Source organism: Sphingomonas sp. AX6 (assembly GCF_902506605.1).
GTDB lineage: Bacteria > Pseudomonadota > Alphaproteobacteria > Sphingomonadales > Sphingomonadaceae > Sphingomonas.
The window spans coordinates 2,297,208-2,315,522 of record NZ_LR733979.1; the positions used below are offsets into that span (position 1 = coordinate 2,297,208).

The 18,315-nt window shown below is 63.8% G+C and carries 20 protein-coding genes and 1 tRNA gene; 16 read left to right on the forward strand and 5 right to left on the reverse strand.

From position 1 onward, the window contains the following. The first annotated feature begins 71 nt into the window (after positions 1-71). Entirely contained in the window at positions 72-827 is a 756-nt protein-coding gene (gene tpiA, locus ENHY17A_RS11100; RefSeq protein WP_159712709.1) for a triose-phosphate isomerase, read from the forward strand. Between the two features lie 597 nt (positions 828-1,424). Continuing rightward, positions 1,425-1,652, forward strand: coding sequence for a hypothetical protein (locus ENHY17A_RS14750; protein WP_236547893.1), 228 nt, complete (start codon positions 1,425-1,427; stop codon positions 1,650-1,652). A gap of 287 nt (positions 1,653-1,939) precedes the next feature. Here ENHY17A_RS14750 and ENHY17A_RS11105 read toward each other — a convergent pair whose 3' ends face one another. After that, entirely contained in the window at positions 1,940-3,424 is a 1,485-nt protein-coding gene (locus ENHY17A_RS11105; RefSeq protein ID WP_159712711.1) for an FGGY family carbohydrate kinase, read from the reverse strand. 196 nt (positions 3,425-3,620) lie between these two features. On the opposite strand from ENHY17A_RS11105, the gene ENHY17A_RS11110 reads away from it, so the two are divergent. Together ENHY17A_RS11110 and ENHY17A_RS11115 are read left to right on the forward strand one after the other, a co-directional pair. Continuing rightward, positions 3,621-4,841, forward strand: coding sequence for an AI-2E family transporter (locus ENHY17A_RS11110; protein ID WP_159712713.1), 1,221 nt, complete (start codon positions 3,621-3,623; stop codon positions 4,839-4,841). Positions 4,842-4,908: 67 nt separating this feature from the next. Further along, a tRNA-Asp gene (locus ENHY17A_RS11115) sits at positions 4,909-4,985 on the forward strand. 80 nt (positions 4,986-5,065) lie between these two features. On the opposite strand, the gene ENHY17A_RS11120 is transcribed toward ENHY17A_RS11115, so the two are convergent. From ENHY17A_RS11120 to ENHY17A_RS11135, 4 genes are all read right to left on the reverse strand, one after another. Beyond that, on the reverse strand, positions 5,066-5,278 hold the full coding sequence (locus ENHY17A_RS11120) for a DUF2842 domain-containing protein (protein WP_159712715.1): 213 nt from the start codon (positions 5,276-5,278) through the stop codon (positions 5,066-5,068). After that, positions 5,275-5,832, reverse strand: coding sequence for a 5-formyltetrahydrofolate cyclo-ligase (locus tag ENHY17A_RS11125; protein WP_159712717.1), 558 nt, complete (start codon positions 5,830-5,832; stop codon positions 5,275-5,277). The genes ENHY17A_RS11120 and ENHY17A_RS11125 overlap by 4 nt, the downstream gene beginning before the upstream one ends. 337 nt (positions 5,833-6,169) lie before the next feature. Beyond that, positions 6,170-6,553, reverse strand: a complete 384-nt coding sequence (locus tag ENHY17A_RS11130; RefSeq protein WP_159712719.1) for a cell division protein ZapA — start codon at positions 6,551-6,553, stop codon at positions 6,170-6,172. Continuing rightward, a complete protein-coding gene (locus ENHY17A_RS11135; RefSeq protein ID WP_159712721.1) occupies positions 6,553-6,759 on the reverse strand; it encodes a hypothetical protein in 207 nt (68 codons plus the stop codon). The genes ENHY17A_RS11130 and ENHY17A_RS11135 overlap by 1 nt, the downstream gene beginning before the upstream one ends. Positions 6,760-6,909: 150 nt before the next feature. Here ENHY17A_RS11135 and tkt point away from each other — a divergent pair, with 150 nt between their 5' ends. From tkt to ENHY17A_RS11195, 12 genes are all read left to right on the forward strand, one after another. Further along, positions 6,910-8,886 (forward strand): transketolase, encoded by a 1,977-nt coding sequence (gene tkt / locus ENHY17A_RS11140; RefSeq protein WP_159712723.1) that lies wholly within the window; start codon positions 6,910-6,912, stop codon positions 8,884-8,886. Between the two features lie 43 nt (positions 8,887-8,929). Next, positions 8,930-9,940: a type I glyceraldehyde-3-phosphate dehydrogenase gene (gap, locus tag ENHY17A_RS11145; RefSeq protein ID WP_159712725.1), complete on the forward strand. Its 1,011-nt coding sequence runs from the start codon at positions 8,930-8,932 to the stop codon at positions 9,938-9,940. Between the two features lie 106 nt (positions 9,941-10,046). Then, a complete protein-coding gene (locus ENHY17A_RS11150; RefSeq protein WP_159712727.1) occupies positions 10,047-10,508 on the forward strand; it encodes an MOSC domain-containing protein in 462 nt (153 codons plus the stop codon). 43 nt (positions 10,509-10,551) lie between these two features. Next, positions 10,552-11,742 (forward strand): phosphoglycerate kinase, encoded by a 1,191-nt coding sequence (locus tag ENHY17A_RS11155; RefSeq protein ID WP_159712729.1) that lies wholly within the window; start codon positions 10,552-10,554, stop codon positions 11,740-11,742. Positions 11,743-11,845: 103 nt separating this feature from the next. Further along, complete coding sequence (locus ENHY17A_RS11160; protein WP_159712731.1) at positions 11,846-12,496, forward strand: hypothetical protein; 651 nt, start codon at positions 11,846-11,848, stop codon at positions 12,494-12,496. Between the two features lie 54 nt (positions 12,497-12,550). Then, a complete protein-coding gene (locus ENHY17A_RS11165) occupies positions 12,551-12,787 on the forward strand; it encodes a ribbon-helix-helix protein, CopG family (RefSeq protein WP_159712733.1) in 237 nt (78 codons plus the stop codon). Next, complete coding sequence (locus ENHY17A_RS11170) at positions 12,778-13,110, forward strand: type II toxin-antitoxin system PemK/MazF family toxin (RefSeq protein WP_236547895.1); 333 nt, start codon at positions 12,778-12,780, stop codon at positions 13,108-13,110. The genes ENHY17A_RS11165 and ENHY17A_RS11170 overlap by 10 nt, the downstream gene beginning before the upstream one ends. A 20-nt stretch (positions 13,111-13,130) precedes the next feature. Next, the gene (locus ENHY17A_RS11175) at positions 13,131-14,033 is read left to right on the forward strand and encodes a fructose bisphosphate aldolase (RefSeq protein ID WP_159712735.1); all 903 of its coding nucleotides are present in this window, start codon (positions 13,131-13,133) and stop codon (positions 14,031-14,033) included. Positions 14,034-14,199: 166 nt separating this feature from the next. Continuing rightward, on the forward strand, positions 14,200-15,783 hold the full coding sequence (locus tag ENHY17A_RS11180; RefSeq protein WP_159712737.1) for an MFS transporter: 1,584 nt from the start codon (positions 14,200-14,202) through the stop codon (positions 15,781-15,783). A gap of 47 nt (positions 15,784-15,830) precedes the next feature. Continuing rightward, positions 15,831-16,520, forward strand: coding sequence for a thiamine phosphate synthase (gene thiE, locus ENHY17A_RS11185; protein WP_159712739.1), 690 nt, complete (start codon positions 15,831-15,833; stop codon positions 16,518-16,520). Between the two features lie 123 nt (positions 16,521-16,643). Next, positions 16,644-17,693 carry a L,D-transpeptidase family protein gene (locus tag ENHY17A_RS11190; RefSeq protein ID WP_236547897.1) on the forward strand — a complete coding sequence of 350 codons (1,050 nt, stop codon included), beginning with the start codon at positions 16,644-16,646 and terminating at the stop codon, positions 17,691-17,693. 4 nt (positions 17,694-17,697) lie between these two features. Further along, positions 17,698-18,315 carry a M23 family metallopeptidase gene (locus tag ENHY17A_RS11195; protein ID WP_159712741.1) on the forward strand — a complete coding sequence of 206 codons (618 nt, stop codon included), beginning with the start codon at positions 17,698-17,700 and terminating at the stop codon, positions 18,313-18,315.

Sequence of the window (18,315 nt, forward strand, 5' to 3'; positions counted from 1 at the left end):
TCAAGCTTGCGGCGTGTCGCGTATCGGCTAAGCGGGCGGCATAAGACATAAGGTCGGTATCGGGGGAAGAAATGAGCTACAAGCGTCGCAAGCTGGTCGCGGGCAATTGGAAGATGTTCGGGACGCGCGCGTCGCTGGGCGAAGTAACCGCCATCGCCGATGCCGCCGCCGCCTACTCATCGGTCGACGTCGCGTTGTGCGTCCCCTTCACGCTGATCGCCCCAGCCGCGGAAGCCGCGCCCTCGCTGGCGGTAGGCGCGCAGGACGTGCATGAAAATGCCGAGGGTGCGCATACCGGCTGCATCTCGGCGGCGATGCTTGCCGATTCGGGCGCGCGCCTGACCATCGTCGGCCATAGCGAACGCCGCGCCGACCAGCACGAAACCAGCCACGATGTCTGGGCCAAGGCCGCAGCCGCCCATCGCGGCGGCCTGAACGTCATCCTCTGCGTCGGAGAGACCGAGGCCGAGCGCGACGCCGGGCGCGCCGAACGCATCGTCCAGTCGCAGATCGAAAAATCGGTCCCCGACGACGCAAGCGGAGACTGGTTCACACTCGCCTACGAACCCCGCTGGGCCATCGGCACCGGCCGCACCCCGACCCCGGACGAAATCGCCGCCATCCACGCCATCGCCCGCGCCAAGCTCCGCCAGATGGTCGGCGACGCCGCCGACGGCATCCGCATTTTGTACGGCGGATCAGTCAACGGATCGAACGCCGCGACGATCTTGGCGATCGAACATGTCGACGGCGCGCTGGTCGGCGGCGCGAGTTTAACGGGCGAGAAGTTCGTACCGATCATCGAGGCGGCGGCGCGGGTGGCGTAAAGGGAGCCGTCTTCCTCCCCACCACCCGTCACCCCGGCCGAAGTGCCGGGGTCCGCCGAACCGCACGCGTTTCGCCCCGCGACTCCAACCTCGAAGCAAGCCACGCCCCGACGACCGATCAACCCGAGGTCAGTCCCACGGTTGGCATCCACAGTCGGCAGCCGAAACTATAGCGACGGTTTGCGGCAAATGTCCGCAAACGACCCCATAGTTGACATTGAAGTGTCGCTTAGGACGCTTGAAGAACTTTCGGTCCCTTATCGACCCAAGTAGTAATTCGGATTGATCCCATGGGTAGGTGCGTGATCATTCCCTAGCATTTCAATCTGTGGCTTCGACCAACCTCTTGTATGCTTCCAGACGCCCACATAACAGGTCAGTCCGATCTCGGTGACGCGACCTTTTAGATCATTGTCAATATGAATGAACTCTGCGGCGTCACCTGATCCCGAGCCCAGAATCTTGCGACGTCCGTCGTTAGTTCGACTATCTCTCCCGCAGACCTCAATTCTCATGCCTAGAAAATCGCGCGGCCTGTCCAATACATCGCCAAATCCCACTATTGAGTGGCCAGAAGAGACTTGATTGTTGGAACCCGTGGCATTCATGGCAAAACTAGGGCCGCAGAATCCGATCACCAGAATTGGGATTGCCCATAATATACTGATCCATATTGCCATTTCGATCACGACCCTGTTTCATAATTTAGCGCGCTCGTTCGCAGCTTTGACCACGGCTCATTGGAGAAACGATGATGCCACCTTGCTCACTGCAATCTTTCGCGCCTCTCATTTGCCAAAGCACGCCGCTAACGAACAGCAATAACGCGACAGCGACTAATATCAGCGGGAAAACGCGTCTCATGCGGTTCATTGTTTACCCACCGGATTATCGGGTAAATGGTAGGTTTCCACCCAGAAGCAGTCACTACTGGAAATGTAGGATTTCACCTGCTCTACCCTGAGCGATGGCGCTCCAGACAACCCTCATCGCAACCGCAAACCCGACCCGTGTCGCCTCCCTGCCGCGTCCCCGTCGCGTCGCGCCCAAAAAACGCGCGACAGTGTAAACCTTGTCAACTTGTTCAGGTTGGCGCGCGCCTATCCCGACCCTCAGCCAGCACCCTCCACCACCGATCGAACCGCCGCGCGCCAGCCATTCAGGCGCACCTCCCGAACCTCATCCGAAATCTCCGGACCAAACGCCTCAACATTCCCCCGCATCGCGCTGGCCGCTTCCAGATCGGCGAACCAGCCGCAGCCAACCCCCGCCAGCATCGCTGCGCCCAGCGCGGTCGTCTCTGTAAAGGCGGGGCGCTCTACGGGGATCGCCAGCATGTCGGCCAGGTCTTGCGCGATCCAGTCGTTGCGAACCATGCCGCCGTCGATCCGCAAGCTTGCCCAGTCTGCACCGTCGGCAGCGAAGGCGGTTTTCAGGTCGTGGGCCTGATGCGCCATCGCCTCCAGCGCGGCGCGGACGATATGGGCGCGTGTGCTGGAGAAGCTCAGGCCGCTGATCGCGGCGCGGGCCTCTGGCTTCCACCATGGCGCGCCGATGCCGGACAGGGCAGGGACCAGATAGACGTCGCCATTGTCCGCGACCGACCGCGCAAGCGTTTCGCTTTCGGCGGCGTCGCCCAGCATTCCTATCGAATCGCGCAACCACTGGATCAGGCTGCCCGCGACGAACACCGATCCTTCGATGGCATAGGTGCGCTTGGCCGAAATCTGCCAGCCGACCGTCGCCAGCAAGCGGTTCTTCGACCGGGGCGGGGTGGTCCCGGCATTGGCGAGGATGAACGCGCCGGTGCCGAACGTCGCCTTGGCATCGCCGCGCTTCAGACAGGCCTGGCCGATAGTCGCCGCTTGCTGATCGCCTGCCATCCCGCAAATCGGGATCGAACCACCGAACAGGCTGGTCCGCCCGAACTCGCCCGCACAGTCGATGATCTCCGGCAACGCGGCGCGGGGTGCGTCGAACAGGTCGATCAGCCCATCGTCCCACTGGCCGCTGCCCAACCCCATCAACAGAGTGCGCGACGCGTTGGTGGCGTCAGTGACGTGCAGGCCGCCATGACCTTCGCCAGCCGTCAGTTTCCACACCAGCCAGCTTTCGACCGTGCCGATCGCCAGATTGTGGCCCGCTTCCCGCAATTGCGGCCAGTTTTCCAGCGCCCAGCCGATCTTGGTGCCGGAGAAATAGGGGTCGAGCAGCAAGCCGGTGCGCGCCTGAACCGCCGCTTCCTCGCCGCGTTCGCGAAGCATAGCGCAGGTATCGGCAGTGCGGCGGTCCTGCCAGACGATGGCGGGCGCGAGCGGTTCGCCAGTTCGCTTGTCCCAGAACACCACCGTTTCGCGCTGATTGGTGATGCCGATCCCGGCAATGCGGTCGGGGCCACCAGCGCGATCCACCATTGCCGCGGCGCAGGCGTAAGTCTTTGCCCAGAGTTCGGCAGCATCATGCTCGACCCAGCCGGGGCGCGGATAGGATTGCGTCAGGTCGCGGGCTTCGCTGGCGGTGCAGGTGCCGTCGCGGGTGAACAGCATCGCGCGGGTGGACGTGGTGCCTTCGTCGATGACCAGTATGTATTCGCTCATGGACGAGAGGCTAACGAATGATCCCGTCCCTGCCAGCCGTTTGTTTCGAGCGACGTCGAGAAACGCATCGCGAGCGCTTGGTTCGCGTTTCTCGACGTCGCTCCAAACGAACGGAAACAATGGGTGACGAACCGGGATTGCGCAGGGTCGGAATGCGCGTAGGGATAAATGACACAGGGTGTTGTGACAGGCGGTAATGGTGGACGAACAGGGGCAATCTAAGGAATTGACGACCGACGGCGAAGCGCTGGTCGATGCGGGCGAGGCTGTGGCCGCGTCGCACGATCCCGGCGAACACGAAGAATTGCGCCGAGACCGGTTGCTCGCGGGCGTCGCACTGATCGGCGGGATCGGGCTGTTCCTGGCGCTGCCCTTTGCGTTGAAGGGCGGCTCGTCCTTCTTCCTGCCCACCACCGCCGCGCTGGTCATCGCCATCGCGCTGGTGCCGATCCTCGAATGGCTGGAGCGGCGCCGCGTGCCGTCGGCGTTGGCGGCCTTGTTCTGCGTGTTGTTGTTCCTGACCGTCGTCAACGTGGCACTGGCGTCGATCGTGGTGCCCGCCTGGTCCTGGGTCAGCATATTGCCCGATCGGATCGAGCGAATTCAGTCGAATATCGCGCCGTTGCTCGACATCTATTCCAACCTCGAACGCTTCGTGAACCGGTTGCTGGGGCAACTCGCATCGCAGCCTGCGCAGCCCGCGGGCGATGCGCCGACCGCGCCGCCCGCCTCGGTCGCCGATCTCTTCTCGACCTCGGCCCCGGCGGCGTTGCTGGAGATGTTCTTCGCGATCCTGCTCATCTATTTCCTGCTATCGGGTTGGACCCGGCTGCGGCGCGGCGCGATCAGCAACCGGTCGAGTTTCGGCGGGGCGATGGCGACTGCGCGCGTGATTCAGGACGTGGTCGACGATACGTCGGCCTATCTGGGGACGATTACACTGATCAATGCGATGCTCGGATTGATTGTCGCCGGGCTGTTGTGGATGATCGACATGCCCACGCCGCTGATGTGGGGCGGGATCGTCGCGCTGCTCAATTTCATCCCCTATCTGGGACCGATCTTTGCCGCGGCGCTGCTGACGCTGGGTGGATTGATGACCTATGACGATATCTGGATCGCGCTGGTCCCGGCGGCGATCATGACCGGCGCGCATTTGATCGAAGCGAATGTGATCACGCCATTGGTCGTGGGGCACCGCCTGACGATCAGCCCCGTGTTGATCCTGATCTCTTTGAGCTTCTGGGGATGGGTGTGGGGCGCGCCGGGTGCCTTGCTTGCGGTGCCGTTGCTCATCATCATCCAGACCGTGCTCAAGGCCGCGGGAAAACCCGATATTGCCGGTTTCCTGTTCGAACACGGCACCTTGGTCCACGACCGTCCGCGCGATGAAATCGGGGTTTCGAAACAAAGTTGAAATTATCGGTCGCGGGCCTGTTGACACCCCAAGGGGGGTCGCTTAGAGCCCGCCTCCTCGCAAGAACGCGGGTGTAGCTCAGTTGGTTAGAGCGCCGGCCTGTCACGCCGGAGGTCGCGGGTTCGAGCCCCGTCACTCGCGCCACTTTCCTTAAGGGAAGTGGCGGTCGTTCCGGGAATTTCCTTCAAATCGACAGGCTCAGGCCGAGCGCGCGATTGCTGGCGTTACGCTTTCCACTGACCCAGTTCCATCCAGCGCAACAGCGGCTTGAGCGGCGCGATCCAGATCACGCCCGCCACCAGATAGATGATGGCCTGCAACGCCCAATGCAGTGAGCCTATTTCGGCCGAAAAGCTGGCGATCAGTACGACCCAGCCGGTAATCAGCGTCAGGATGGCGATCATGCCGACGGGCTTGCGCCAGGTGGGTTCGCTCATCGGTCGCCTCGTTCCAGAAATTCATGTTCGTTGAGCAGCGCATGGAGCGGCATGTCCCACGGATCGGTTGGTACCGCCGCCACTTCCTGTGCGGACCAGGCAATCCCCACCCGCCACGCATCCGGAAAGCGCGCAAAGGCCCGGTCGTAGAAACCCGCGCCCTGACCGAGCCGGTGGAGCGTGCGGTCATAGGCGACGAGTGGGGTGAGGAAGATTTCGGGCGCGACCTCGGCACTGTCGGGCGCTGGCTGGACCAGGCCGAACGGGCCAGCCACCAACGCGGTGTCCTCACGCCATTCGAGGAAGCGCATCGGCGCACTGCGGCCCTCGACATAGGGCAGGGCTACGCCAGCCCCCGCTGCGCGGGCTGCGGCGACGAACGCCGCGGGATCGGCTTCGCTGCCGATGGGAAGATAGGCGGCAACCGTCATACCGGGCGCGAAGCGATCGGTAATCGCACGCGGCGGCGACAGCGCGATAGGATTGCTGGCGACAAAGGCATCGCGCGCGGCGCGGGCTTCGCGGCGGATCGTTTGTTTGTCGGGAAAGGTCATGGGCGGCGCGGTTTCCCTTCGCTCGGGATCAACCGAACCTGAGACATGTGGCGGGACCGCCATGGCCGTTTGCTCGAATATCCACCGACGCCCAGAACGTCAGGTGGGGACCATGTACGACGGACCAGGGTCCGCGCAGGGACAGCCCCCTTGGATGTTGGATAGCCTCAGGGATAATCGTGAGCTCGTACCGGGCAGTGCCCGCCAACCTCTATCTAGGGCGCTGGGGGAGGTTGGGCAATGGGGACCACGTGCTCCTGCGAAAGCAGGAGCGTCGGCAATTCGTGGGATCGTTTATGGCCAGCGCTCCTGCTTTCGCAGGAGTACGACTACGTTTTTAATTGGCGGTATCGCTTTCTAGATTGTCCGCTAGCGCCTCCAACCGCTCGGCGATCCCGTCCAGCACCGCCGGATCGATCCCCTTCGGTTTGGCCGGTTCTAGATCCAGCTCGTCCTTCTTGGCGATCGGCTGGGCGACCGGATAGGCGGGCGGGGGTGGCGGCAATGCGGCGATCGTCTTGCGCGCCTCGTTCAACTGATCCGCCAGGAACAGCCCGACGAACAGCATCGTGCGCTCGCCCGACTGGCCCGCCGAAGCGCGATCGGCATTGGCGTGGTGCGCGTCGAGCATCGCCGCGAGACTGCGGACATGGTCCTCCTCGCCATCGCGACAGGCGATGACGTGCGCGCGGCCGCCGATATGGATGGTGACCTGCGCCATTATTTCGCCCCCGCTTCATCGCTGCGGTCGATCACCGCATCGAGCGCCGCGATCGCATCGGCGATTTCGCCTCGCAATTGATCGTGGCGATGCGCCAGCGTGTCGCGATCGGCGCGCGTCGCGGTGGCGGCGCGTTCGATCCGCGCGATCGCGGCGTCGATGCGGGCAAGGGCGGGTTTCGCCCGGTCTTTCAAAGTGTCATCCATAGCGGACGACGGATAGGACGCATGGGTTGGGACGGCAAGCACGGCTCACCGGTTGACGAAGGCCGGTCGTCGCCCCAAAGGCTGCGCACCAGCGATTCGTGGGGCAGCAATGGCTGCTGTCGCCGCTCCGAGCAATTTCCGGGGAGACACATGGCCGTTACCCAATCCGATCTCGCCAACGCCATTCGTGCGTTGTCGATGGACGCGGTGGAGGCCGCCAATTCCGGTCACCCCGGCATGCCGATGGGCATGGCCGATGTCGCGACCGTGCTGTGGACCCAGTTCTTGAAATACGACGCCGCCGACCCGCATTGGGCCGACCGCGACCGGTTCGTGCTGTCGGCGGGGCATGGATCGATGCTGATCTACAGCCTGCTCCATCTGAGCGGCTATGCGCGCCCAACGATCGACGACATTCGCAATTTCCGCAAACTGGGCAGCCCGTGCGCGGGTCATCCGGAGAATTTCGAGCTGCCGGGCGTCGAATGCACCACCGGCCCACTGGGGCAGGGGCTGGCGATGGCAGTCGGCATGGCGATGGCCGAGCGTCACCTGAATGCCGTGTTCGGAGACGACCTGGTCGATCACAAGACTTGGGTGATCGCGGGTGACGGCTGCCTGATGGAAGGAATCAATCACGAAGCGATCGGGCTGGCCGGGCAGCTTCGCCTCGGGCGCCTGAACGTGCTGTGGGACGACAACCGCATCACCATCGACGGGTCGACCGAGCTTTCGACCTGCGAGGACATCCCCGCGCGCTATGCCGCCAGCGGTTGGCATGTCACCGAATGTGATGGCCATGATTTCGAGTCGATCGCCAAGGCGTTGGAAAATGCGGCAGGCGATCCGCGTCCCTCACTGGTCCGCTGCAAGACCGTGATCGGCAAGGGCGCGCCCAACAAGCAGGGCACGTCGGCGACGCACGGTGCCGCACTGGGTGCCGAGGAAGTCGCTGCGGCACGCGAAGCGCTGGGCTGGAGCCATGCTGCCTTTGAGGTGCCCGCGGATATTGCCGATGCATGGCGCGAAGCGGGAAAGCGCGGCGGTGAAGCGCATACGGGCTGGAAAAATCGCGTCGCAAATCATTCCAAGGCCGAGGATTTCCAAAGCCGCATGGCAGGCGATTTCGCCGATGACGGGCTGTCGGCGCACATCGCTTCGTTGATCGCCAGCCCTCAGAAAATCGCGACGCGTAAGGCGTCCGAGATTGCCCTCGGCGCAATCAACGCCGCGCTGCCGGAGACGATCGGCGGCTCGGCCGATCTAACGGGATCGAACAACACCAAAACGAAGGACCAGTCGCCCTTCACCCGTGACGATTACGCTGGGCGCTATGTCTATTACGGCATTCGCGAATTCGGCATGGGCGCGGCGATGAACGGTATGGCGCTGCACGGCGGGGTCATCCCCTATGGCGGCACCTTCCTGGTGTTCAGCGATTATTGCCGTCCGGCGATCCGATTGTCGGCGCTTCAGCAGACGCGGGTGATCTATGTCATGACTCATGATTCGATCGGGCTGGGCGAGGATGGTCCCACGCATCAGCCGATCGAGCATGTCATGTCGCTACGCTTGATCCCGAACCTTCAAGTGTTCCGCCCCGCCGATGCGGTGGAGACGGCGGAATGCTGGGCGCTGGCGCTGGCGAAGAAGGACGGGCCGTCGGTGCTCGCCCTTACGCGTCAGAACCTGCCGCAAGTCCGCCTGCAAGCATCGGAAAATCTGTCGGCCAAGGGCGCCTATCGCCTCCGCGCTGCGCAGGGTGATCGCCGCGTGATCCTGATCGCCACCGGCTCCGAAGTCGAGGTTGCGCTGGGCGTCGCCGACAAGCTCGAAGCCGAAGGCTTCGGCGCCGATGTGGTATCGATGCCGAGCTGGGAATTGTTCGCCGCGCAGGACGAGGATTATCGCGAAAGCGTCCTCCCGACCGTCGATCCGTCGCAGATCCTGCGCGTATCGATCGAGGCCGGCAGCATGTTGGGCTGGGAACGGCATACGATGGTGCAGGGGTTACGCTTCGGCATGGACGGCTACGGCGCGTCCGCGCCCGCGCCCGACCTGTTCAAGCATTTCGGGCTGACCGCGGAAGCCATCGCGCCGAAGGTGCTGGCAGAAATCCGCAAATAACCTCTTCAAGCCGCTGACAAAGCGCATCAATCAACAGGAGTCGATGATGACCAAGATTGCAATCAACGGGTTCGGACGCATCGGTCGTCTGGTGGCGCGCGCGATCCTCGAGCGGCCTGATTGCGGGCTCGAACTCGTCACCATCAACGACCTGTCGGACGCCAAGTCGAACGCCTGGCTGTTCAGCCGCGACAGCGTGCATGGTCGTTATCCGGGCAAGGTGTCGGCCGAGGGCAATGACCTCATCATCGATGGCAAGCGGATCAAGGTCACTGCCGAGCGCGACCCTGCCAAGCTGCCGCACGCCGAAAACGGGGTCGAACTGGTGCTGGAATGCACCGGCTTCTTCGCCGACCGCGAAGGCGCGCAGAAGCATATCGATGCGGGTGCCAAGAAGGTGCTGATCTCAGCCCCCGCAAAGGGCGTCGACCTGACCGTCGTGTTCGGCGTCAACAACGACAAGCTGGAGGCCGGGCACACCATCGTCTCCAACGCGTCGTGCACCACCAATTGCCTGGCACCGGTCGCCAAGGTGCTGAACGATTCGATCGGCATCGAACGCGGGCTGATGACCACGGTTCACGCCTATACCAACGACCAGAAGATCCTCGACCAGATCCACCCCGATCTGCGCCGTGCGCGTGCCGCCGCGATGAGCATGATTCCGACCACCACCGGCGCTGCGCGTGCGGTCGGCGAAGTGTTGCCCGAATTGAAGGGCAAGCTCGACGGTTCGGCGATCCGCGTGCCGGTGCCGGATGGCTCGTTGGTCGATCTGACCTTCACGCCCAAGCGCGACACCAGCGTCGAGGAAGTCAATTCGATCCTGAAGGCCGCCGCCGATAGCGGCCCGCTCAAGGGCATCCTCGTCTATTCGGACGAACCTCTGGTTTCGATCGACATCGTCCACACGCCCGCTTCGTCCACCGTGGACAGCCTGGAAACCGCGGTGCTCGACGGCAAGCTGGTCCGCGTCGTGACTTGGTATGACAATGAATGGGGATTCTCGAACCGCATGGTCGATACTGCGGGTGCAATGGTAAAGCTGGGCTGAGAATTCTCGTCATGCCAGCGAAAGCTGGCATATCATGCCGCAAGGAGCAGGCTGTGGCGGTGACAATGCGGCATGAGATTCCAGCTTTCGCTGGAATGACGACCAGATGACCGGCATCCTCTCCGGCATTGCCCGCCACGCCCGCCCGCGTGGGCCGATCGAGACGCTGGACGTGGTCGAGGTCACGATCGAGGCCGGCCTCGCGGGAGATTTTCGCGGCGCGGTGAAACCCGGCGGCAGGGCGCGGCGTCAGGTGTCCATGATCGAGGCGGGGGACTGGGAATCCGCAATGGCCGAACTGGGCCACGATCTGCCCTGGTGGGTACGCCGCGCCAATTTGCTGGTCGAGGGGCTAGACCTCCCCCAGATACCTGGCGCGCGGGTTCGGATCGGCGCAGACGTCGTGATCGAAATTACGACCGAATGCGATCCATGCAGTCGGATGGAGGAAATCGCACCGGGGCTGAAGGCGGCGCTCACCCCCGACTGGCGCGGCGGTGCGCTCGGTCGTGTGCTGAGCGGCGGACGCATACAGGTCGGCGATTTGGTAGCGATCGAAGGCGAATAACCTGACCCTTTAGGGCTGGCTGAACATTGATGGGAAAGCAGTGATGGCACGCAATTTCAAGACGCTCGACGACATGGGCGATATTCACGGCAAGCGCGTGCTGGTCCGCGAAGATCTGAACGTGCCGATGGCCGACGGAAAGGTCAGCGACGACACGCGGTTGCGCTCAGCCGTTTCCACCATCAACGAACTTTCCGATAAAGGCGCGATCGTCCTCGTCCTCGCCCATTTCGGACGGCCCAAGGGCGTGCCGTCTGCGGAGTTCTCGACCGCCCAGGTCACGCGGCCCTTCGCCTCGGTCCTTGGTCGCGAGGTGCGCTATATCGACTGGGAAGACGTTGCCGACGCCGTCGCCACCCTTCAGCCAGGCGATATCGCGCTTTTTGAAAACACCCGCTTCTTCGGCGGCGAAGAAAAGAACGACCCTGCGGTGGTCGACCGCTTCGCGGCGCTTGGCGATCTCTACGTCAACGATGCTTTCTCCGCAGCGCACCGCGCCCATGCTTCGACAGAGGGACTGGCGCGCAAGCTGCCGTCGTTCGCAGGCCGCGCGATGGAGGCCGAACTCGACGCGCTCGACAAGGCACTGGGCAACCCCGAACACCCGGTCGCCGCGGTCGTCGGCGGGGCGAAGGTATCGACCAAGCTCGACGTGCTGAAGGCGATGGTCGCCAAGGTCGATCACCTGATCATCGGCGGCGGTATGGCCAACACCTTCCTCGCGGCGCGCGGGGTCGATGTCGGCAAGTCGCTGTGCGAGCATGACCTGACCGGCACCGCGGAGGAAATCCTCGACGCCGCCGACCGCGCCAACTGCACCGTGCATTTGCCGTATGACGTGGTGGTCGCGACCGAATTCAAACCAAACCCTGCGACGCGCACCGTCAACGTCCATGAAGTCGCTGCCGACGAGATGATCCTGGACGTCGGCCCCGCCGCGACCGAGGCGCTGGCGGACGTCCTGAAGAATTGTCGTACTCTGGTCTGGAACGGTCCGATGGGGGCATTCGAGACGCCGCCCTTCGACGCCGCAACCGTGGCGTTGGCACGGACGGCCGCGGCACTGACCAAGGAAGGGTCGCTGGTGTCGGTCGCGGGCGGGGGCGATACCGTCGCGGCGTTGAACCAGGCAGGCGTGGCGGATGATTTCACTTTCGTTTCAACGGCTGGTGGTGCATTCCTCGAATGGATGGAAGGTCGCGAGTTGCCAGGCGTAAAGGCGCTCGCCCGCTAGGCGTCATTCCCGCCCGTTGCGGGCGGCCGATCTCAATTGGCTTTGCCGCGCGCATCGCGTTACCTCTGCTCTCGATAGAGGAACCCGAAAAAGGGGTGCGCATGTGGCTGATCGGGGTGACCATCATCAACTGCCGGTCGCGCGAACCGGATGGCGTCCCGAGTGGGTGACGATCGCGATCGTCGGCTTTTCCGTCGCCGCAATCGCAAGCGCGCTGTCGCTGATCGATGCATCACCCCGAATGCTGTTCGCCGACCCCGCGGCGACCGTCGACCAGCCAGTCTATCTCGGGTTGTTCAGCGCATTGTCGGTAATGGCGTGGACTGCAGCGGCGAGCATCGCGGCATTCGGGGTGGCGATCGTTCGCGGTCGCGCTAGGCTGCTCTGCGCGGTGCTGGCGGCGTTCACCTTCTGGCTGGCGCTCGACGATCAGTTCATGCTCCACGAAAGCGTCGGGCCGTCGACCGGCATCCCGCAAAAGGCGTTTTTCGTCTGCTATGCCCTGTTCGCGCTGGGCCTCGCGGCGGCATTTCGACACGTGCTGTCGCGGGGACCATGGCCGATCGCGGCAACCGCGCTTGTCATGCTCGGCCTGTCGGTCGGAATCGATGTGGCGAGCGACCGGTCGATCTATTTCGCCGCCGACTGGATGATCGTGATTGAAGACGGCGCAAAGCTGATCGGAGCGTTGCTGTGGGGCGCCTATATGGCGGGACTTGTCCGTGCGATCGGCGCGACGCGCATTGTCGTTTGACCGAATCGCCGCACCGCACTATCGCCGCGTTTAACACGTTAAACGGATGCGCGAATGCTGGGCGTCAGGCTCGATACCGAACTCGAAGAACGGCTCGCCAATGTCGCGCGATCGCAGGGGCGATCGAAAAGCGACATCGCGCGCGATGCGGTGCGTCGCTACGTCGATCTGCATGACGAGGCGTTTCGCGCCGAGGCGCGGCGCCAGTCGGAACGCGCCGCCGCACGCGATGACGGCGCGGACTGGGCGTTTTTCGATCGGGTGGAATCGGCGGACGGCCGGTGGAGATAAATCGCGGCATGGTCGTGTTGGTCGAAGGACCTGAGGGGTTGGCGGACAAGCGCCGCCCATTTCTGGTCGTCCAGTCCGATCTGTTCAACGAAGCCCATGCCAGCGTGACGTTGTGCCCGATGACCAGCCTGACGGGCGGGGAAACCCTGTTCCGCGTGCCGTTTGCGCCGTCGGCGGAAACGGGCATCGCGGTCGAGAGCGAAGCGCAGGTGGACAAGATCAAAACGCTGCGAAGGGGACGCGTCGTCCGGGTGCTAGGCCAGGCGAGCGCGGCGTCGATGGAACAGGTGGATCAGGCGCTTCGCCGTTGGCTGGCGCTGTGACGGGTGAAAAGAGGGAAATGATGCAAACCAACGAAATGGCCGCGAAAATCGCGGACGGAAACGGCTTCATCGCGGCGCTCGATCAGTCGGGCGGTTCGACGCCCAAGGCGCTCAATGGCTACGGCGTCGAGGACGGCGCTTGGGCGGACGACGAGGAGATGTTCGGGCTGATCCACGCGATGCGCAGCCGCATCATCTCGTCGCCCTGTTTCAGCGGCGACAAGGTGATCGGCGCAATCCTGTTCGAGCGCACGATGGATGGCACCGTCGACGGCAAGCCGACGACCCAGGCGCTGATCGAGCGCGGCGTCGTGCCCTTCATCAAGATCGACAAGGGGCTGGAAGACGAAGCGAACGGCGTTCAGTTGATGAAGCCGATGCCCGATTTCGACGCCTTGCTTACGCGTGCGAACTCGCATGGTGTCTTCGGGACCAAGGAACGCTCTGTCATCAACCTTGCCAACCCGGAAGGCATCGCCGCCATCGTGGTGCAACAGTTCGAGGTCGCACGACAGGTGCTCGCACACGGGCTGGTGCCGATCATCGAACCCGAAGTGAATATCAGAAGCGCCGAACGCGCCGCGGCAGACGCCATCCTGCGCGACGAGATCATCAAGGCGCTGGATGCGATGCCCGGCGATGACCGGGTGATGCTGAAACTGTCGATCCCCGCAACGGCAGGGTTGTTCGACGCACTGGTCGATCATCCGCGCGTGTTGCGTGTTGTCGCGCTGTCGGGCGGCTTCGCCCGTGCCGAGGCTTGTGCTCAACTCGCCAGGAACCGCGGCATGATCGCCAGTTTCAGCCGCGCATTGTTGTCCGACCTGCGCACGCAGATGGACGATGATGCATTCGATGCGTCGCTGGGCGGCGCGATCGACGAAATCCACGCAGCGTCAACCACCAAGACGGTCGCTTCGTAAAGAGTCGGAGAGGGACCGGGCGGCGCGTGACGTCGCCCGGCATTTCCGGGATCCATCATCGGCGGAAGTGGGGCGTTCCCGAAATCCATTCGCCGCAATAATCCCGCTTGCGCGCCGCCGCTGACCATGGTTCCAACGACGTCGTAAACGGGGTTGGGGCAGGATAATGATAGATAGTGCGACGCTCGGCGACCGGAGGTTATGGGCGTTCGTGCTCGGCACGGTCGCGGTTACCGTCGGTGTCGTGCTGCATCTGCCGATGTTTTGGATGGGCCGATCGATGGGATTCCGCATGGCCGGGATGCCGATGGACAGCGGCATGATCGCCGGCATGTGGATGATTATCGCAGGTGTAGGCGTTGCCGCTTACGGCCTGTTGCCGCGAAACCTGTCGAAACAGATCGCGGCATCGAGCGAACTGGTCGTCGCCGCGCCGGAGGACGCGCCGCTGTCCTGGGCGCATTGGCGGTTGATGGCGGTGCTGGTCGTGGCGCTGGTCATCGATATCATGAAGCCCGCAAGCCTGGGCTTCACCATCCCTGGCATGGTGAACGAATACGGCCTCTCGCGATCGGCGGTTTCGCTGGTGCCGTTCTTCGCCTTGTGCGGAACCGTGGTGGGATCGTTTCTGTGGGGCTGGATCGCCGACATTTACGGGCGAAAGGCATCGATCCTGCTGTCAGCGGTGATGTTCGTCGGCACATCGATCTGCGGGGCGATGCCGTCGCTCAATTGGAATATCGGCATGTGCTTCATGATGGGCATGGCCGCGGGCGGAATGTTGCCCGTCACCTATGCGCTGCTCGCGGAAATGATGCCGAGCCGCCACCGGGGCTGGAGCCTGGTGCTGGTCGGCGGGCTGGGCGCGGTGGGGGGTTATGCCGCCGCCAGCCTGATCGCGGCGTGGCTGGAGCCAATCTACAGCTGGCGCATCCTGTGGCTCGCCAATCTGCCGAGCGGATTGATGCTGGTGGTGCTCGGCACCTTCATCCCAGAATCGGCGAAGTTCCTGCTCGCGCGCGGTCGCGCCGTGGAAGCGCAGCAGGTGATGGCACAATTCGGCTCGACGGTGCGCAAGGTGGCAAGCGACGCCGTTCCCGCCGCCGCGCGCGGACGTGCAGCGCCATTGTCGGGTAGTGCGTTCGTCGGCAAGCTCGCCGCGCTGAGCCTGATCGCGATCTGCTGGGGGCTGGTCAATTTCGGGTTGCTGCTGTGGCTGCCCGCCGAACTGGTCGCGCGCGGATATAGCATGGCGGTGTCGAGCGGTCTGCTCGCCTGGTCCGCGCTGATCGCCCTGCCCACTGTATTTCTTGTCGCGTGGATTTATCACGCGTGGAGCACCAAGGGATCGTTGATCTCCGGTATCGCGATGACGCTTGGCGGACTCGCCGGGATATTATGGCTCGACCGATCCGGCGGCGGCAGCCCAGTGGTCCCGGTTGCGCTGCTGATCGTCGGCAGCAATGCCATCATCGCCATGCTGCTTCCTTACGCAGCAGAGAGTTTTCCGCTGCGCATTCGCGGTCGCTCGACCGGGTGGATCGCGGCGTGTAGCAAGCTGGGCGGGGTGTTTGCCCAAATCCTGAGCATCTTTGCGATCATTCCCAGCCTGGGCACGTCGGCGTGGATGATCGCGGTGCCGACCGCGCTGTCGCTGCTGCTGATCGCGCGATATGGAAAGGAGACGCGCGGGCGCGACCTGCGCGACCTCGATCCCGACGGGCATGTCTTCGACAAGGCGGGATACTGATCCCGCCGCGACTGGTCGCGGTGGCGGGGTTGCGCTAGGGGGCCGGAATGACACTCGATGAAGACCCGCTCGGCCCGCTCGACCCCGATTTCGCGACCCAGTTCGTGCGCGACGACCGGCGGCCGCGGTGCCAGCTTTACTTGATCTCCCCGCTCGACGTGACCGATGGGTTCACAGACCGTCTGGCGGCGGCGCTGGATGCAGGTCCGGTAGCGGCGTTTCAGTTCCGGGTGAAGGGCGTCGATCAGCACGAAGCCGCGCGGTTGGCCGAACCGCTCCAGCGCGTATGCGCCGACCGCGACGTCGCGTTTATCGTCAACGACAGCATCTCGCTGGCGAAGCGTCTGGGCGCCGACGGCGTTCATCTAGGGCAGGGCGACGGCGACCCGCGCGAGGCGCGATCGGTGTTGGGGCCATCGGCTCAGGTCGGCGTGACCTGTCACGATAGTCGCCATCTGGCGATGGAAGCAGGTGAGGGCGGATGCGATTATGTCGCCTTCGGTGCCTTCTATCCCACCGCGACCAAAGAAACGGCGCATCGACCCGACCCCGTGGTCCTTTCGTGGTGGAGCGCGTTGTTCGAAATCCCGTGCGTGGCGATCGGCGGTATCACGCCCGACAACGCGGCCCCACTGGTTGCCGCGGGAGCAGATTTCCTGGCGGTGTCGAATGCGGTGTGGGGCGGGGATGAGGTCGCGGCGGTCAAGGCGTTCGATGCGCTGTTGAACGCAGGATAGCGCTCGGAACCTCACGCAAGCCCATCGGGGCATAGATCAATACGCCGTCGTTCGTTTTGATAGGGAAACAACCGGACCCTGCTTCGTTGGACGCAAAAGGTTCTGACGGAAGGGGTTTTGTCGATGCGTAAGTGGTTTATGGCGGCTGCCGGAGCGGCGGCGCTGGCAGTGCCTGTGGCGGTGATCGCGCAGAACAACGCCGCCGAGATGCCCGCGAACGAAGCGATGGCAAACGCGACCGCGCCCGAGGAAATCCCGGTCAGCCGCGACATCCTTCATGTTCAGGTGATCCTCGACAAACTCGGCTTTGGCCCCGGCATTCTGGACGGACGCGAGGGGATGAGCCTGACCAATGCGCTCAAAGGCTTTCAGGAAGCGCGCGGGCTCGAGATTACCGGCGAGATCGATCAGGACACGCTGGTCCAGCTCTATCAATATCGTGGCTGGCGCCCGACCAAGACGCTTCAACTCAGCCCGGCGATATTCGAGGGGCCGTTCCTCAACCCGATCCCCAAAGATCCCAACGAACAGGCAAAGCTGGATGGGCTGCCGTACCGCACCCCGCTCGAAAAGCTGGCCGAGATGTTCCACACGACGCCGCAAATCCTGATCGCGATGAATGGGCGCGATGCGGCGTTCGGGCCGAACGCGGTCCTGACGCTGCCCAACGCGCTGCCTGCCGAGCGCAATTATCCCGATAACTGGAATGCCGATTGGCAGCGCACCGCCGCGGCGCTCAACGTCGGCAGCAACAGCCCCAAGGCCGCGAAGATCACGATTTCCAAGGCTGATGGCACGTTGAAGCTGTGGGACGATCAGGACCAGTTGATCGGCCAGTTCACCGCGACATTGGGTAGCTCCACATACCCGCTGCCGATCGGCACCTGGGAAGTGAAGGGCACCGCATTCAACCCCGATTGGGGTTTTGATCCGGACCTGATCGCCGGGACGGCTGCCGGAGCAGAGGCGGCTGTCGTGCCGCCCGGACCCAACAATCCGGTCGGCGTGGTGTGGATCGATTTGTCCAAGGAGCATTACGGCATCCACGGCACGCCCGAGCCGCAATCAATCGGTCGTACCGAAAGCAACGGCTGTATCCGCCTGACCAACTGGGACGCCGCGCGCGTCGCGATGATGGTCGGGCCGGGCACGCCTGCGATCTTTACCGAGTAAGCGGATGCGCGTCGTCTGGGGCGGGCTGGGGCTGATTGCGGCGTTGCTGGTGATTTTCCTGTTGACGGTGCGTTGGGAAGCGCCTGGCAATGTCCAGCATCTGGAAGTGCTGCCCGAAACGCTGGCGGCGGCCGAAGCGGATACCCGCACCGTCGTTGCCGAGCCGGGTGCGCTTCGCGGGATGATCGTCCCTGTTGCGGGCGTGCGGCGCGACCAGCTTTATGACAGCTGGGGCGATGCGCGCGGCGGCGGGACGCGAGCCCATGTCGGGCTGGACGTCATGGCCGCCAATGGGACGCCGGTTCTCGCGGTGGCCGACGGACGCATCGAGAAGCTCTACTTCAGCGAAGGTGGCGGCGGGATCACCATCTATCAGCGGTCGAGCGACCCGCGCTGGATGTTCTATTACGCGCATCTTGCCGGTTATGCGCCGAACCTGCGCGAAGGCCAGCGCGTGTCGGCGGGCGATCACATCGGCTATGTCGGCGATACCGGCAATGCCGGGCCGGGCAACGACCACCTCCATTTCGGGATCACGCATCTGGGCCGCGGCGAGCGCTGGTGGCAGGGGACGCCGATCAATCCCCATCCGGTGCTTGCCGGTTCGGCGGTCGAACGCTAA

What these genes read in the sequence shown, in the direction of transcription:
- ENHY17A_RS11195 (WP_159712741.1), top strand. Translation starts at nt 17,698, where the DNA reads ATGCGCGTCGTCTGGGGCGGGCTGGGGCTGATTGCGGCGTTGCTGGTG.
- ENHY17A_RS11110 (WP_159712713.1), top strand. Translation starts at nt 3,621, where the DNA reads ATGGTGGACGAACAGGGGCAATCTAAGGAATTGACGACCGACGGCGAA.
- ENHY17A_RS11120 (WP_159712715.1), bottom strand. Translation starts at nt 5,278, where the DNA reads ATGAGCGAACCCACCTGGCGCAAGCCCGTCGGCATGATCGCCATCCTG.
- tpiA (WP_159712709.1), top strand. Translation starts at nt 72, where the DNA reads ATGAGCTACAAGCGTCGCAAGCTGGTCGCGGGCAATTGGAAGATGTTC.
- ENHY17A_RS11155 (WP_159712729.1), top strand. Translation starts at nt 10,552, where the DNA reads ATGGCACGCAATTTCAAGACGCTCGACGACATGGGCGATATTCACGGC.
- tkt (WP_159712723.1), top strand. Translation starts at nt 6,910, where the DNA reads ATGGCCGTTACCCAATCCGATCTCGCCAACGCCATTCGTGCGTTGTCG.
- gap (WP_159712725.1), top strand. Translation starts at nt 8,930, where the DNA reads ATGATGACCAAGATTGCAATCAACGGGTTCGGACGCATCGGTCGTCTG.
- ENHY17A_RS11150 (WP_159712727.1), top strand. Translation starts at nt 10,047, where the DNA reads ATGACCGGCATCCTCTCCGGCATTGCCCGCCACGCCCGCCCGCGTGGG.
- ENHY17A_RS11180 (WP_159712737.1), top strand. Translation starts at nt 14,200, where the DNA reads ATGATAGATAGTGCGACGCTCGGCGACCGGAGGTTATGGGCGTTCGTG.
- ENHY17A_RS11125 (WP_159712717.1), bottom strand. Translation starts at nt 5,832, where the DNA reads ATGACCTTTCCCGACAAACAAACGATCCGCCGCGAAGCCCGCGCCGCG.
- thiE (WP_159712739.1), top strand. Translation starts at nt 15,831, where the DNA reads ATGACACTCGATGAAGACCCGCTCGGCCCGCTCGACCCCGATTTCGCG.
- ENHY17A_RS11175 (WP_159712735.1), top strand. Translation starts at nt 13,131, where the DNA reads ATGCAAACCAACGAAATGGCCGCGAAAATCGCGGACGGAAACGGCTTC.
- ENHY17A_RS11105 (WP_159712711.1), bottom strand. Translation starts at nt 3,424, where the DNA reads ATGAGCGAATACATACTGGTCATCGACGAAGGCACCACGTCCACCCGC.
- ENHY17A_RS11190 (WP_236547897.1), top strand. Translation starts at nt 16,644, where the DNA reads ATGCGTAAGTGGTTTATGGCGGCTGCCGGAGCGGCGGCGCTGGCAGTG.
- ENHY17A_RS11135 (WP_159712721.1), bottom strand. Translation starts at nt 6,759, where the DNA reads ATGGATGACACTTTGAAAGACCGGGCGAAACCCGCCCTTGCCCGCATC.
- ENHY17A_RS11165 (WP_159712733.1), top strand. Translation starts at nt 12,551, where the DNA reads ATGCTGGGCGTCAGGCTCGATACCGAACTCGAAGAACGGCTCGCCAAT.
- ENHY17A_RS11130 (WP_159712719.1), bottom strand. Translation starts at nt 6,553, where the DNA reads ATGGCGCAGGTCACCATCCATATCGGCGGCCGCGCGCACGTCATCGCC.